The 15,018-nt window shown below is 50.6% G+C and carries 13 protein-coding genes and 1 pseudogene; 9 read left to right on the forward strand and 5 right to left on the reverse strand.

The features are described from left to right. The first annotated feature begins 2 nt into the window (after positions 1-2). The 7 genes and pseudogenes from FFI61_RS15055 to FFI61_RS15085 all read left to right on the forward strand — a co-directional run bounded on the left by FFI61_RS15055 (position 3) and on the right by FFI61_RS15085 (position 8,923). The gene (locus tag FFI61_RS15055; RefSeq protein WP_200371548.1) at positions 3-2,138 is read left to right on the forward strand and encodes an acetate--CoA ligase family protein; all 2,136 of its coding nucleotides are present in this window, start codon (positions 3-5) and stop codon (positions 2,136-2,138) included. Positions 2,139-2,212: 74 nt separating this feature from the next. Next, positions 2,213-3,244: a glycine betaine ABC transporter substrate-binding protein gene (locus tag FFI61_RS15060; protein WP_200371551.1), complete on the forward strand. Its 1,032-nt coding sequence runs from the start codon at positions 2,213-2,215 to the stop codon at positions 3,242-3,244. Continuing rightward, positions 3,241-4,272, forward strand: coding sequence for a glycine betaine ABC transporter substrate-binding protein (locus FFI61_RS15065; RefSeq protein ID WP_200371554.1), 1,032 nt, complete (start codon positions 3,241-3,243; stop codon positions 4,270-4,272). The genes FFI61_RS15060 and FFI61_RS15065 overlap by 4 nt, the downstream gene beginning before the upstream one ends. 129 nt (positions 4,273-4,401) lie before the next feature. Continuing rightward, on the forward strand, positions 4,402-5,484 hold the full coding sequence (locus tag FFI61_RS15070) for a quaternary amine ABC transporter ATP-binding protein (RefSeq protein WP_200371556.1): 1,083 nt from the start codon (positions 4,402-4,404) through the stop codon (positions 5,482-5,484). Beyond that, a complete protein-coding gene (locus tag FFI61_RS15075; protein WP_200371558.1) occupies positions 5,474-6,808 on the forward strand; it encodes an ABC transporter permease in 1,335 nt (444 codons plus the stop codon). The genes FFI61_RS15070 and FFI61_RS15075 overlap by 11 nt, the downstream gene beginning before the upstream one ends. A 266-nt stretch (positions 6,809-7,074) precedes the next feature. Next, positions 7,075-7,881: an enoyl-CoA hydratase/isomerase family protein gene (locus tag FFI61_RS15080; protein ID WP_200371559.1), complete on the forward strand. Its 807-nt coding sequence runs from the start codon at positions 7,075-7,077 to the stop codon at positions 7,879-7,881. A gap of 95 nt (positions 7,882-7,976) precedes the next feature. Next, positions 7,977-8,923, forward strand: a pseudogene (locus FFI61_RS15085) (IS5 family transposase). 436 nt (positions 8,924-9,359) lie between these two features. Here FFI61_RS15085 and FFI61_RS18025 read toward each other — a convergent pair. Both FFI61_RS18025 and FFI61_RS15095 read right to left on the reverse strand, forming a co-directional pair. Next, positions 9,360-10,235 carry a HEPN domain-containing protein gene (locus FFI61_RS18025; RefSeq protein ID WP_200371560.1) on the reverse strand — a complete coding sequence of 292 codons (876 nt, stop codon included), beginning with the start codon at positions 10,233-10,235 and terminating at the stop codon, positions 9,360-9,362. A 611-nt stretch (positions 10,236-10,846) separates the two neighbouring features. Next, a complete protein-coding gene (locus FFI61_RS15095; protein ID WP_200371564.1) occupies positions 10,847-11,149 on the reverse strand; it encodes a hypothetical protein in 303 nt (100 codons plus the stop codon). Positions 11,150-11,962: 813 nt separating this feature from the next. Between FFI61_RS15095 and FFI61_RS15100 the strand changes: the two genes are divergently transcribed. Together FFI61_RS15100 and FFI61_RS15105 are read left to right on the forward strand one after the other, a co-directional pair. After that, complete coding sequence (locus tag FFI61_RS15100) at positions 11,963-12,202, forward strand: hypothetical protein (protein WP_200371565.1); 240 nt, start codon at positions 11,963-11,965, stop codon at positions 12,200-12,202. After that, positions 12,202-12,645 carry a hypothetical protein gene (locus tag FFI61_RS15105; protein ID WP_200371568.1) on the forward strand — a complete coding sequence of 148 codons (444 nt, stop codon included), beginning with the start codon at positions 12,202-12,204 and terminating at the stop codon, positions 12,643-12,645. The genes FFI61_RS15100 and FFI61_RS15105 overlap by 1 nt, the downstream gene beginning before the upstream one ends. On the opposite strand, the gene FFI61_RS15110 is transcribed toward FFI61_RS15105, so the two are convergent. From FFI61_RS15110 to FFI61_RS15120, 3 genes are read right to left on the reverse strand one after another with little or no spacing between them, the layout of a single operon-like run. Continuing rightward, on the reverse strand, positions 12,636-13,319 hold the full coding sequence (locus FFI61_RS15110) for a metallophosphatase domain-containing protein (protein WP_200371569.1): 684 nt from the start codon (positions 13,317-13,319) through the stop codon (positions 12,636-12,638). The genes FFI61_RS15105 and FFI61_RS15110 overlap by 10 nt on opposite strands. 7 nt (positions 13,320-13,326) lie before the next feature. Next, complete coding sequence (locus tag FFI61_RS15115; RefSeq protein ID WP_200371570.1) at positions 13,327-14,022, reverse strand: 3'-5' exonuclease; 696 nt, start codon at positions 14,020-14,022, stop codon at positions 13,327-13,329. Then, the gene (locus FFI61_RS15120) at positions 14,015-14,728 is read right to left on the reverse strand and encodes a metallophosphoesterase (protein ID WP_200371574.1); all 714 of its coding nucleotides are present in this window, start codon (positions 14,726-14,728) and stop codon (positions 14,015-14,017) included. The genes FFI61_RS15115 and FFI61_RS15120 overlap by 8 nt, the downstream gene beginning before the upstream one ends. Between the last annotated feature and the right edge of the window lie 290 nt (positions 14,729-15,018).

A 15,018-nucleotide genomic window follows, 5' to 3' on the forward strand; every position in this document is an offset into this window, starting at 1 on the left:
GTATGAAGAAGAGAATTGACCATCCAGTTGTGTTGAACAAAGTGCATAAGCTAGATGCGTTGTTGACCCCGAAGTCTATTGCCTTTGTCGGCGCGTCGCCCACTGAAGGAACCATCGGCAACGATATGATTCGTACATTGGTAGCCGGCGGCTACGAAGGCGATATCTACTTTATCAACCCAAAATATTCGGAGATTGATAATCGGCCTTGTTATGCCTCTCTCTCAGCGTTGCCGCAGACACCAGATCTGGTCGTGCTCAGTGTTGCCGGCCATCGGATTGAAGGGCTTTTTGACGAAGCCATCAAGATAGGCGTGGGTGGCGTCGTTATCTTCGACGCATGCCATATGGTGGAAGAGGCTGACACTACATTACTGGAGCGGCTCAAAAGCAAGGCCCAGGCTGCGGGTATGCCCGTATGTGGCGGTAATGGCATGGGTTATTTCAATTTTATCCATAATACCCATGCCGGCTTTCACGCTCCGAGTGAAAGAAAGGCTGGCAACATTACATTGATCGCACACTCGGGCTCGGTATTTATCTTGCCTGTAAGCAACGATCCGCGTTTTCGCTTCAATCTGGCGGTATCGGCGGGCCAGGAGATCGGTACAACCGTTGCCGACTACTTGGATTATACCCTCGAGCAACCCTCAACCGGCGTTGTTGCGCTCTTTCTGGAAACCGTGCGTGATCCTGCAGGTTTTGAGGCTGCATTGAAAAAAGCCAATGAACGAGGTGTTCCGGTGCTGGTCACCAAGGTTGGGCGAACCGAGGCCAGTGCGCGCCTGGCGGCAACCCACTCGGGGGCGATCGCGGGTAACGACGCCGCTTATGAAGCCCTGTTTGACCGTTATGGAGTCATCCGCACAGCATCACTGGATGAAATGCTGGCAACCGCGCAGCTGTTGTCACAGCCACAAAGGGTCGGTCCGGGCGGCATTGGTTATGTGAGTGACTCCGGTGGCCTGCGAGAGCTGGCGATCGATATTGCCAGCGATATCGATGTTCCCTTCGCGCAGATCACCGATGAAACAACCGATAGATTGCGCAGCTTCCTACCCATGGAGCTGGCGCCGGTCAATCCTCTCGACTGTGCCGGGCCGATGGACGCTAACTATCTCAATGTCTTCGAACAGGGTGTTCGCACCGTGATGGAGGATCCGAATGTTGCTATTGGCATCCTGGAAGTCGGTATGCAAGACAGTTTTATCTATGAGCCAGGTTTGATCGCACTCGCTAAAGAGGTTCAAAGGTATTCCGACAAGCCCTTTGTGGTCATCAACACCCTATCCAGCGCGCAAAACTGTCGAATCGCTGAGGATCTCGCCGACAGTGGCGTCCCATTGATCAACGGTGTCGAGCATGCCTTGAAGGCCATTAGCCACGCGATGAAATATCGGGAGTTCATGGCGCGCCAGCAAATGGTCACTGCCAGTGTGCCTGATGAGGACATCGTCCTGCGTTGGCGGCAACGGCTGACGCAGGGTGAAGCCCTGGGTGAAGCGGACAGTCTGGCCTTATTGTCTGACTTCGGCGTGCCCACGGTAAAAGCCCAGGTTGCCAATGATCGTAATGAGGCGATGGCTGTTGCTCAGGCGGTCGGCTTTCCGCTGGTGTTGAAAACCGCGATGCCTGGTATCCATCACAAGTCCGATGTCGGGGGGGTTGTGTTGGGGCTGGCGGATATCGATGCGTTCACCGAAGCCTATGACGACCTGGTTGAACGACTCGGGCCGCGTGTGACGGTTGAACCGATGGCCGATGAAGGGGTGGAGTTGGCGTTTGGGCTGGTCAAGGATCCGCAATTCGGACCGCTGGTGATGGTTAGTAGCGGAGGTGTGCTTATAGAGGTGTTGAGTGATCGTGCTTTTGCCCTGCCTCCTTTTGATTTGGCGCAGGCACACCGCCTGCTGGATAAGTTGAAAGTTAAGGTGCTATTAGATGGCGTTCGAGGCCGTCCTGCAGCCAATATCGAACACTTGGCCGAATCGCTGGTTCGTTTTTCGGAAATGGCAGCGGTCCTTGGCGATGTATTGCTTGAGGTAGATGTGAACCCTGTTCTGGTCGGACCTAGTGGCTGTATAGCGGTGGATGCCTTGGTGATCGCGGATTCTATTTCCGAGGCGTTCTTGGTGTAAGCCTGGCACGCCATTGCGAGGTCGTAAACAGGACTGTCGTAAAGCTATTAAACAAGTGCAGCGAGGAAGGAAGAATGAAAATAACAAGAAGTGTTAAATCAATTATTGTTGGTATGGGTCTTTCGCTTGGTCTTACAGGTACAGCTTACGCCAACGATAAAGTAGTCATCGCCGATTCAGGTTGGGCCAGTTCTCAGGTCATGCAGCTGGTGCTCGCGGAGGTAATAAAAAACCGTTTAAATGTGGATGTTAAAACGCTGAGGCTTGATCTGAATCTCACCTATCCTGGAATGGACAAGGGTGATGGTACCGTCGATATCCTTAGCGAATTCTGGCTGCCCGCACAACAGCCAGCTTATGATAAATATATTGCCAAGGGATCACGCGAGACCATCGTGCGGGGAAAGAAGTTTACAGGTGAGCAAGGCTGGTATATTCCCGGATATATCCAGGACGAGTATGGCATCAAGTCGATCTATGACCTGGTCAACCCAGAGACCGCTAAACTATTTGATATGAACGGTAATGGTAACGGCGACTTCTGGGCCGGCGCTCCGGGCTGGGAATCAACATCTCGGGGCTTGGTCCAGGCGAAGAGTTACGGTATTTCCGAATATTTTGAGCCCATGGAAGTATCGGACGCCATCATGAAGTCGCAGCTAAAAAAAGCGTTCCGTAAAAAGCAAGGCTTTTTATTTGCCTATTGGAAGCCCGAAGGTGTGCATGCTGAGTATGATCTGCGAAGACTGGAAGAACCGCCTTTTACCGGCTATTCACACGAAAGCGCCAAAGGTAGCCCGGACTATAACCCCGATGGTTGCTTCTACTATATCACACCAACAGAAGATCCTGAGTGGTATGAGAAGAGCGAAATCAACTGTACCTGGCCGGTAATTGATGCTTCGGTCGCTTACTCAAAAAGCCTGGAAACGCGGTTGCCTGAAGTGGCCCAGTTCCTGAGCCAGGTAAGCATGGATTCCGACACAGTGTCACAGTGGAGCTACGAGGTCAGTGCGAATAAGAAGGAAGCTTTAGATGTCGCCCGGGAGTGGATCGCAGCGAACCCCGATGTCGTGAATGGCTGGTTAATAGGAGTAGAGAAATGAAAATAACAAGAAGTATTAAATCAATTATTGTTGGTATGGGCCTTTCGCTTGGTCTTACAGGTACAGCTTACGCCAACGATAAAGTAGTCATCGCCGATCCGGGGTGGGACAGCGCTCAGATCATGCAGCAGGTTCTCGCGGAGGTAATAAAAAACCGTTTAAATGTGGATGTTGAAACTCCGAGGCTTGATCAAAACCTCATCTACGCCAGTATGGATAAGGGTGATGGGAACGTCGACGTTCATAGTGAATTCTGGCTGCCCGCACAACAGCCAGCTTATGATAAATATATTGCCGAGGGATCACGCGAGACCATCGTGCGCGGAAAGAAGTTTACAGGTGAGCAAGGCTGGTATATTCCCGGATATATCCAGGACAAATATGGCGTCAGGTCGGTTCATGATCTGGCCAAACCTGAGATTGCTAAGTTGTTTGATGTCAACGGTAATGGTAAAGGCGACTTTTGGCCCGGCGCACCAGGCTGGGGAACAACGCCTCAGAACTTGGTCCAGGCAAAGAGTTACGGCTTTTCCGAATATTTTGAGCCGATGGAAGTATCGGACGCCATCATGAAAGCACAGCTGAAAACAGCGTTCCGTAGAAAACAAGGCTTGCTACTTTATTATTGGAAGCCTGAAGGTTTGCATCTTCATTATGATCTGCGACTTCTTGAAGAACCGCCTTTTACCGGTTATTCACACGAAAGCGCCAAAGGTAGCCCGGACTATAACCCCGATGGTTGCTTCTACTATGTCTCACCAACAGAAGATCCTGAGTGGTATGAAAAGAGCGATATCCAGTGTGCGTTCCCGGTAATTGATGCTTCGGTCGCTTATTCGAAAAGTCTGGAAACGCGATTGCCTCAAGTGGCCCAGTTCCTGAGCCAGGTGAGTGTTGACCCCGATATAATGTCTCAGTGGAGCTATGAGGTCAGTGCGAATAAGAAGGAAGCTTTAGATGTCGCCCGGGAGTGGATCGCAGCGAACCCCGATGTCGTGAATGGCTGGTTAGCAGGAATTAATCTATAAACGAGTTAAAAAAGCTCTGAGCATGCCTCGCATAGTTTGTTCAGAGCATGGGCTAGTCCCTCTGAATTAATCAGAGACATCTTAGCCGCTTGAAATCAAAAAGCGGATAACAAAAACAAGAGGTCTAACATGACAAACTTGAGTACTCCCTTGCCTGCCATAGAATGCCGAAATGTCTGGAAGGTCTTCGGCAAACGGAGCGATGAGGCCCTCGCGGCGATCAAAAGCCGTGGGCTGACCAAAGAGCAAGTGCTTGAGGAGTTTGCCTGTGTGGTGGGGGTGGCCGATGCTACCTTCCAGGTCCGAGAGGGTGAAGTGTTCTGCATCATGGGCCTATCCGGTAGCGGCAAGTCCACCCTGGTCCGCCATATTAACCGGTTGATAGAACCCACCGCAGGAGACATTCTGGTGGGGGAAGACAATATCAACGCCTTGAATCAGCAAGATCTGCGGCGCATCCGGGCTGAGAAAATTGGCATGGTATTCCAGCACACTGCGCTACTGCCGCACCGCAATGTGAGAGAGAATGTGGCACTCAGTCTCGAGCTGCGCAACATGGATGAGCAACAGCGCCTCAAGATCGCCGATGACAAGCTCGCGCTGGTGCAGCTCACGGGCTGGGGCGACCGTATGCCCGCCGAACTCTCCGGCGGTATGCAGCAACGAGTCGGTTTGGCCAGGGCGATGGCTGCCGACCCTAAGATCCTGCTAATGGACGAACCCTTCAGCGCTCTGGACCCCCTGATTCGGCGGCAGTTACAGGACCAGTTTGTCGAACTGGCTCAGGTGATGAAGAAAACGACTCTCTTTATCACTCATGATCTGGATGAGGCGTTCCGTATTGGTCATCGCATCGCCATCATGAAGGATGGCGCGTTCGTACAGATTGGTACTCCTGAAGAAATTATTACGGCGCCTGCCGATGATTATGTCGCGGAGTTCGTTAAAGATATCTCCCGACTGAAACTGGTCTTTGCCCATACGGTGATGCAACCGTTACAGGCCTATCTCAAAGAGCATAACCTCAAGGCAGATAACTTGGATCTCAGCCAATATCCCACCGCTGCCCGAGATGTGGACCTGAACCAGCTGATTGATCTGGCGGCGGATCATGACGAACCCATCGTGGTGCTAGACGGAGATACCGCAGTGGGTATTATCACAAAGCGTCAATTACTGCGTGGTATTCAAGGTGAGTCGAATGGGAAGTAATGTCATGAGTCAAGATATTAACGACAATGAAACGAAACAGCTGAAGGATTTCCTGGGCAGTTCCATCGATTATTATCAGCGTGAGTTCGAACGGATCGCGAAGGAACAGAAGTTCAGCTTTAATCTGGCGGCAGTGTTGTTCGGTCCTCTCTGGGCGGCCAGTCGTAACGTCTGGGCACTTTTCTGGATGCTGGTTGTTGCTGATGTAGTGGCGCTGGTGATCATTGGCCGGAGCCTGTGGGGCAGTGAAGCTTATCCTGAGGCAAGTCTGTTGTTTGGGTTAAGTTTGTTGGCCCTGTGCCGCGGTGTCGGAGGCTGTCTGGCTAATCACTTCTACCGTAACTATTTTAGTAAATGGTGTACAGGTCAGGAACAGTCTGGTGGTTTGAGCGCACATCGTATTGGTATTGGTGTGGTGCTGATGTTGGCCACTTACCCTTTAACTGTTTATCGCTTCAGCGCTGCTAGTGTAGTGGAGTATTTGGAGACCTTCCCTACCTCACGTGATGTAGCTTTGAAATCAGCTTATTGGATTGACGAAGTGTTCGATTGGCTGACTCTTTCACTGGAAACTTTTTTTGGTTCCATCACCGATGCAATCCGTGGGGTGCTTGATCTGTTGGATCTGCTGTTAATCGGAACTCCCTGGCCGGTGATGACCTTGCTGCTGCTGTTGTTGGCCTGGAAGAAGGCGGGTTGGCGGGTAGTGGTCTTTACTGCGGCAGCACTGGCTTATCTTGGCTTCTTCGGGTTTTGGGATAAAGCGATGAGCACTATGGCGTTGGTAGGGACCTCGGTTTTTGTCTGCCTTCTGTTTGGCATCCCGATAGGTATCCTCGCTGCAAAAAAACCACGTTTCAACGCGGTGTTGACCCCGGTTCTGGACATGATGCAGACGATGCCAAGTTTTGTTTACCTGATCCCGGCAATCGCCTTTTTCTCCATCGGCAAGCCGCCGGCAGTGTTGGCTACCGTTGTATTTGCCATGCCGCCAATGATTCGTCTTACCACTCTGGGTATCCAACAGGTGAGCCCCTCCGTGGTTGAGGCTATGCTGGCCTTCGGCGCTAGCCCCCGGCAGGTATTGTTTAAGGCAGAGCTGCCACTGGCTGTAGACTCCATCATGACGGGGATCAACCAGAGCATCATGATGAGTCTGTCGATGGTGGTGATCGCCGCTCTGATCGGTGCTGGTGGTTTGGGGTATGACGTGCTCTTCTCCCTGCAACAGCTCGAAGCAGGCAAGGGGCTGTTAGCGGGACTTGCCATCGTGCTCTGTGCCATGATTTTGGATCGGATTATTCAGGGCAGAAAAAAAGAATAGCCTACCTCGAAACCCTATGGGCAAAAAACATAGTGCATAGGGTTTCTCAGAGCGCTACCCGCTTAAGTGCACTGAGAAACGGTAAGTGCCACGACCTGAAAGCTGACTTGCTCCGGACTACAATCCAATAACGACGCAAGGACAGCATAGTCACTAATGGCTTTGTAGATTTTTTGTGGGATCGCTGGTTTACGCCAGCTTACCGCCAATTTGTAGGGCACACATCGCACCAATCGACCCAATAATTCTGCCTTGGAGCTTAGTTCATGCCAACACAGCGCAAGTGGAAAACTCTTACCTGTTACCAGAAAGGGCGGATACTTAACGTCCAGTTTGACACAGGGAACCGGCTCAACACTTGCAACTTTACTCTAATGGAGGAGTTGATCGAGCTGGCTCAGGCTCTTCACGACGACAGCGAACTTTCCGCCATCATCCTCCATGGCCAGGAGCAGGTCTTTTGCGGTGGTATGGATCTGATGGCCATTACGCCAGAACGGGCCCAAACTTCGGCACTGGGAGTATGGCGAAAAAAAATGCAGCTGGGACCCAGGATGTGTGAGCTTTGGGAACGACTTGAACCCATCACTATCGCCGCTATTGAGGGCTGGTGTATTGGTGCCGGTGTCGCCTTGAGCGCCGCTTGCGATCTACGTGTGCTTGGACGAAATAGTACTCTCTATGTACCTGAGATAGAACGGGGTATGAGCATGAGCTGGGGTAGCATTCCCCGTATGGTTAGTCTGATTGGCCCAGCCAAAACCAAACGTTTTTTCGCCTTGGCGGAAAAAGTTGATGCTGAGCTGGCGCTGGATTGGGGTATCGCCGATGAGGTGGTACCAGATGGACAAGCCTTGCTAAAAGCGCTGGAACTTGCTGAACGGGCTGCCGCCATGCCGCCAGTGCCACTGCGCATGTGCAAGCAGGGGATTAACGCCGCTGCTCAGGCCCTCAGTCATTCGGTGAGTTATATGGACACCGATCAACTGATACTGACTCAGCGTTCGGAAGACTTTGAAGAAGGAGTTGACTCTTTTCTTGAAAAGCGCTCACCGTCATACGAGGGGCGCTAGCCCATGGCTCGTCGAAATTGTTAGGGAGACTCTAAATAAGTCTCAAAATCAGCGATAATTCCGCCATCGTCAACCGCACAGAATTCATCACCACCATGGATCAGATCACCTTCTCCGAAGCCGAGTACCATAACAAGAAGCACCAGATTCGCCGCGCGGTCTTTCTGGAACGGATGGACAAGCTGATTCCGTGGAAGCAGTTGGAGAAGAAGGTAGCCCGATATTACCCGAAGGGCCAGTTGGGCCGACCACCGTATCCGCTGCCCACTATGTTGTGGGTTCACTGCATGCAGCTGTTCTACAACCTCAGCGACCCGGCCATGGAAAACGCATTGTACGAGATCGAATCCATGCGGTACTTCGCTGGCTTGAAACTGGATCGTTTGCCGGACGAAACCACCATTCTCAAGTTCGGTCATTTTCTGGGGCGCCACGGCCTTGGCAAGGTGTTGTTCAAGGAGGTGAACAAGCACATGGAGAAAAATGGGTTGATGCTGCGTGAAGGCAGCATTGTGGATGCGTCCATCATATTTCTGCCCCAAGCTCCACCAAGAATGAGAGCGGCGAGCGCGATCCGAAAATGCACCAGACCAGAAAAGACAAACAGTATTACTTTGGCAGGAAGATGCATATTGGCGTCGATGACACGCTCGGATTGATTCACAGCATCGACACGACGGCCGCCAATGTCCACGACCTTGTTTCCGCCGGCAACCTTCTTCATGGCGACGAGCAGCGCGTGTTCGGTGATGCCGGTTATCTTGGCATTCAAAAGCGGGATGAGCATAAAGATCGCCAAAATGTATTCTGGTTCGTTGCCAAACGCCCCGGCAGTCGGAAGAAGCTGGACGCCCGCAAACTGAAAGCCGAGAAGCTCAAAGCCAGCGCCCGGGCCAAAGTGGAACACCCGTTCCGGTACATCAAACAAGTCTTTGGCTACAGCAAAGTTCGCTATCGCGGTTTGGCCAAAAATAGTACCCGGTTGAATTTGCTTGCCGCATTCACCAACTTACTGATCGGTGAAAAATATCTACTGACGTAAGGCCAGTGCGCCCGAATTTCGCCGAAATAGCGGGAAACAGGAAAAAATGAACAAATAGAGGGGCTGGATCCTGCCTAAATTGCCTTTGAATAGCTTTTTTTCGAGCTAATAAAGTTATTCAGCAAGAAATCAGGCATTAATCAGACCTTCCTTAGCACTTGAAGTGCGGTTTTTGCCCTCTATATCGACTCATTTCCGGGCACCTTCAGCGACCATTGAAAGTAAGGGCTTATACCATATAGTGCCATATCACTCGGGGATAGGGCTTAGAGAGAAAAGTTACCAACTTTATTACGATGGAAATTGGTCGGTTTTGTGCCAGTGACTTCGAAAGTTACCAACTTTATTTATTTTTATAAGTGATCTGATGTCGTAAAGTGCAGGCTATAGATGTGTTTTGTTACCAACTTTATTACAAGACCACAGTTAGCTGATTTCATGCATCCGCACCAAACAGCATAGAGTCCAAACGGTCACTCGTTGGAACAGAACCAAGCTCAATGACCTTGCACAACACTTCTCTCAGCAAATTGAATGTATCTAACAAATGCAGCTGGCTGTGCTTCGGACGACCATGGGCCGCTTTGGACCGTTCGTCGTAGAGCTTTGCAATTTTCTTTTGACGCTCTCTTCGTCCAGTGCCAGGAGGCTCCAGAAAAGAGGCGATGAGAGCAGAAACCCTAAACCGAAGTTCAGACGAGCTTGGTGAAAACAATGCTTCTAGAGCACCCCACAACGACACAAGGGTGAGAGCTGTATTTTGAATGAACTGCCCCTGGTCAATTGAGTCGCTAGCCAGCGCAAATTCAGAGCTGCTATCCACTAGCTTTTGAGTTATTTCCCAATGGTTCCGAACCCACTCCAGGGATTCGTAGGCTGCTGTACTATCACTTACCGCCAATGGGAAAGAACGCCCTTGAACTTCAAAGGGGTGGAGCGTCTGATCTTTTGCACCTGCGTTTTCTTCCGAAAACGCCATGTTAGAAAATACCGGCAAGGTAATAGCTGGATTAACCCCAAGTCGAAGCAAGAACAATATGACGCGTGCGGTTTGAAGGGACTTTGCGGGTTCATCTTCTTTTTCGAGAGGGATTACGAGCTCTGCCGAGATGTCGTAAGAGACACCACCTGAAGCCGCGGACCATGGACCGGGGTGGTGCGTCTCTGGGGATTCTGGAGGAGCGAAAGCAACCATAAATGGGGCAAAAATACTGGCATAGGTCTTTCTAATTACTATGCCTTTGCCAAGTTCTATTTGCGGCTCAGTTAACTGAAGGCCATGAAGTCCAAAAAAAAATGACTCATTTTGCACAGAGATCCTTTCCTCCTTCAGCTAACACTGAAATAAGCAGCCCGTCAGGGGCGTCCGGTGGAGGCCGCAGGCCGGAACGTACTTAAGTGGTTTGCCCCCGTTTGACTTGATCTCCGGCCAACTGCAACGGAAGCAAACCATGTAAGAATCAGTTTTTGCAGCCGTTTTTGCCGCACGTGATCCTTTCATGCGATGAAACCCAATGGCTGGCGTTTTCACGGGTATCGAAACCGCAACCAGTTTTACCGCCCTTGTTACCGCTGTGAACTTCACCTGTTGGTGTATGCTTGACAGCCATCTTGAACCCTCCTCAAGGGTGCGAGCATTCCAGGATTACCCTGACCGATTGGTGTACGATTTTAGTACACAAAATAAGCCTACACCCTGATCAAAAACTGTTCAAGCATACAGCCTGTATAAATACACATAATGCCTTCCGTCACCGGTGGCAAAACTGAAGCGAAGAGCAGGTTTTGGAATCCGGTGCACGGCCTGGTTATATGTTCTTTCGGTCGTCACTGGACTCGACCTCATCTATTTTTTGGACCAAATCCTGTAGCTCTTTAGCAACATCACCACCACCTCGGACAGTAACTCGGTGTCCTTTATAGTCAACCGTGACCTCTTTCTGAGGGCGGGTTTTGAGGTACTCGATTATCAGGGGGGGCGAGATGTTTTAGGAGGAACCCAGCAGAAGTGATGACCGCAGGTATAGAAAACCCAGAGATCAAATCACTGGCGATCTGAGCGGAAGAGCTATCAGCACGAAATCCCGAGGTAATGAGGTTTGGCTTTTGCTCACCCTGAGATTCGCACTCGTGCATCAGTTGCTTAACAACTTTTGCCTGCCTCTCTTCATCGGTTGGCTTCCATTGATCAACATCATGCAGCGAGACCGCAAACCTGTTCTCCATGGCTATCTTTCCCTCATATAACAGAAATTAGGCCGCACGCTTTATGCTCGCAGAAATTCGACTGCGTCATTATTGCTGACTTTGAACCATCAAACACGTCGCACATGAATTTATAAAACAATAGCTTAGGCGAGCCCGGACATTTCTGCCATGCCATCATTCAGCGTCCCGTATTCGCTGTCCCAAACATACTGGATGAAATCGCTGTGATTAGCCTGGAGGCTCTGAAGAAAAGCCCCGACTCGAATGTTCGCTTTTGTTTAAAAGAAAACATTGCGAGAGGCCACAAGCGGTTGTGCGTTCGAACATAAATTGGCCATGCTGGCTAACTTATAGTTCCAACAACAGGCAAAACAAATAGCCTTTGAAAGAAACGCCAGCGAATCTCTGTTGAATGCGATCTACATCATTACCAAGCAACGCCTACCGAAAAACGCTCTTTTAGCGGGGTGATAGTTAAAGGCCAGGGTAATGCCTGAAAGAACCGGGAGCATTGTTATACTGCGGTATTGCATGGGGCGGGCGAAGCCCTTTCTGCCGGCCGTTGGCCTCTCTTCCCAGCCAGGCATAGCCTGTCCGGTCAGCTATCGGCTCGGCTTGCGCCTCCCCTCATAATAATTTGGCGCTAGTTTTTAATGTAATGCTCCGGCACCAGATAGTTCGCAGCATTAAGCAAGTTTTACAGTTGCTCGGCCGCTCAGGCTAGAAGCCTTGAAACAGCCATTCTAAAGAGCAAAACCAATATCATGTTGCAGCTTCGGCCGGCTAAGACTACAACAATGAGCAAGTCATCAATTTTTTAAAAGGCACATTATGAGCGCTACACATATCACAGAGGAGGAACTCCTCAAAGATCTTGATGCGTATGGAGCCCATGCGGACGAGTTAGCGGAGCTACTAATGCATGAGTTGACGCCGCTGGAGCGGCTCAAAGGGTTGGTTGTACGCTATGACCGACCGTTTGATTCTGTCTGGGAGGAGCACTTTAATTCTGATGAGGATGAACGCGATAAAGTTGCAGAAGATTGCCATAAAGAGGTTAGAGATCGGTAATGGCGGGGTCTTACATCACGGGCCTGACAGCTCTTTGCATCCCGCATCCTGGCCGGCACAAGCCCCTCTGGCACCACTTTGGACCGCCAGATAGATGGCAAATTGCAGGTGCGGATTACCCAGATACATCCTTCCTGTTTGGCAATCGTGAACTGGTTGATTTGACAGAGACTTTCGCGCTCTGGGGTATTGAGCCACCTTTATGTGTGAGTGCTAGCTATGAACGGGCGGTTTTTGACCTGTTATTTTTTTACGTTGAAAAAGAAGGCCGGGTGGTACCGAATGTGCAGCCATCGGATATTGATGATGTGGTGGATTTTCAAATAGTTGTGGATTGGATTAAGCAGTGGGAGCAGGCAGGCCAGCTTCAACGTGGGCAATCGATGCGGGACTGGTTGAACCCTAAAAATCCTTGGGTAGCGATGCAAAAAGATTACTTATAGTTTGGATTGGCGAGAGCTTCTTCATCGACATGGCTGTTGGCGAAAACCTCCAGCACTACAGGGGCGTTGTCTGGCTGGTACCGGACAGTACAAGTGCTGGCGTTGATCAATCGGGTTTTACCTAAACTGTACTCCCCATAACCCTCATGAATATGGCCAAAAATGTGTGCTTTCAGGGCAAGCTGTTGGATCCGGTCCAAGAGCTGATCACACCCTACGTTCTGGCACTGGAAACCTAGGCTTGCCTCATCACCAAAACCCTTGGGCGGGCCATGGGTGATAAGAACATCTGTGTTATCAGGAATGAGCTCCCATTTCTCATGCAGCGCTTCACCTCGGTCGAGCATAAACGCCCAATCCATGAAGGTGGGTGTCCAGGGCGAGCCCCAGAACCTTAGCCCCTCGATTTCAACGCCACTATCCTCGAGATAAGTGGCATTCGTCAGCAGATCCCGCGCGAGGTCTGGAGCTTCTTGAAACACCCAGTCGTGGTTGCCGGCGATGATAATCTTATGTCTGTGGGGCAGGGTGCCCAGCCAGTCGTTGAGATCTTCCAGGTTGTCCAATGTGCCAGCGCCCAGACAGTCGCCAGAATGGATTAAGACATCACCCTCTGGAATCTCTGGTATCCGACGATGCATGCTATGGGTGTCAGAAATACAGACGAGTTTCATAACCATCCTATCGCAGATTGCACTTGCCAGCTTTCTCGCGGATTGCCGAGGCCATATCTTCACCGCTGACAATTCGATCTGACGCAAAACTGCCTCTCAGGCTGAAAGCGCTGGGCAGAGTCAGCAGTTCCCTTTCAAGCGACCAGTCCATAAAGGGAAGTAACCGAACCATGTTGCGGGCATCATCTATGCCACGATGGTGGTGACCCTCTAATGTCAGTCCGTGATACTCCAGGGCATGAATCATCCCATTCTTGCGCTTCTGCCCCGTTGTTCTGCGCCAAATGCGCTTCAGATTCAGGTGCGGATAGTTCATTATCACCGGAAGCGCGCCATTCTTTTCTCCATCTGCCTGAATATGCAAGCGATCATAGTTGCCCCAGCTGCACCAGATGAAATTTTCATGGGGTTGCCCCAGCCACGCGTCGATCATCCGGCACACCTCTGGGAATAGCGGTGCGGCTTCGATCATTGATTGGCGGATACTGGTTAGCGACGTACAGAACTCGCTAATTTGAGGGTTTTTCGCAGGCTGCACCAGAAACGATTGGCTATCCAGTAACTCGCCATTTCTATTGGCCAGAGCGCAGCCAAACTCGATGATTTCCATGTTGTCGGTATTCTGGCCTTCTCCCGTTGGGGTAATCCGGTTTTCCCAGCAAGTTGCTTCCAGATCAACGACTAACAAAGGGCGCTCATCCATCTGTTGTTTGTCCTCTAATCCAGTTAATAATTTCGTTAGCTTGCACTAGGGTTATGTTCCCGGTTTGCTCCAGGGTATCAATCCAAACCTGATTCCCTTTTTGAACCACTTCTGCTGTGCCAATGTGGCCAGAGACAACGGCTGTCACACCGGTTATTGTCTGGTCAGGTCCTTGGGCTCGGTCCCATGGCCAGGTGCAATCAATCGCAAAGCCATCAGATGGTGTGGCCTGGAGAACATCCTGCCAGTTATCTACGGGGCTCTGTGCATGTACCAGCCCAAGGCTGCCATTTTCGCATTCTAGCGTGATCGTCAAGGGCATTTGTTTTATGCATTGGGTAGTCAGCTTCCGATACTCAGAAAAGTCGATTTTATCGACCCACTCTCCTCCAATAGCTCGGTGTTCTTCCCGATACCGGAAGTCGAACGAGCTGACAACAAACATCAGCTCGTGGTTTCCCATGGCACTCTGCACACAATCCGTGGATAGCACCCAGTTCAGCATCTCCCTCGATTTTGGTCCACGGTCTATTACATCACCCAACAAGAAAAGCCGATCCCGAGTTGGTCGGAAGCCCTTTGCTGCCAGTGCCAGTTGAAGCGCGTCAAACTGCCCATGTATATCACCACAGAGCCAATCAGTTCCGTATACGTTGCGCGAAATAGGCTTGTGCGTTGTAAGTTTCGAAATCAAAGTAGATGCCATACCGCTTAAGAACCAGAGGCCATTTTCATTCAACGATATTTGTCAGGGAGCCGTTTTAGCATAGCGTGGAGATCGAGAGTTAAGCCAAGGAAAAAGCCATTTGCTGGCAAAATCCTCTCCCGATTATCAAATGGTCTATAACCGATTTGTGATTGAGGCAGTTTATGGCCAACAGCGAAAGCTGATTGAGAGTACATGAGCTGTTTTAAGTCGAACCAAGTCTAAAACCATGTTGGTGCCAAAATCTCGTGTTTATTGGCCAGAGTTGTCGGATAGTACCCAATCATTAC

This window comes from Marinobacter sp. DY40_1A1, assembly GCF_016597815.1.
GTDB classification, from domain to species: domain Bacteria; phylum Pseudomonadota; class Gammaproteobacteria; order Pseudomonadales; family Oleiphilaceae; genus Marinobacter; species Marinobacter xiaoshiensis.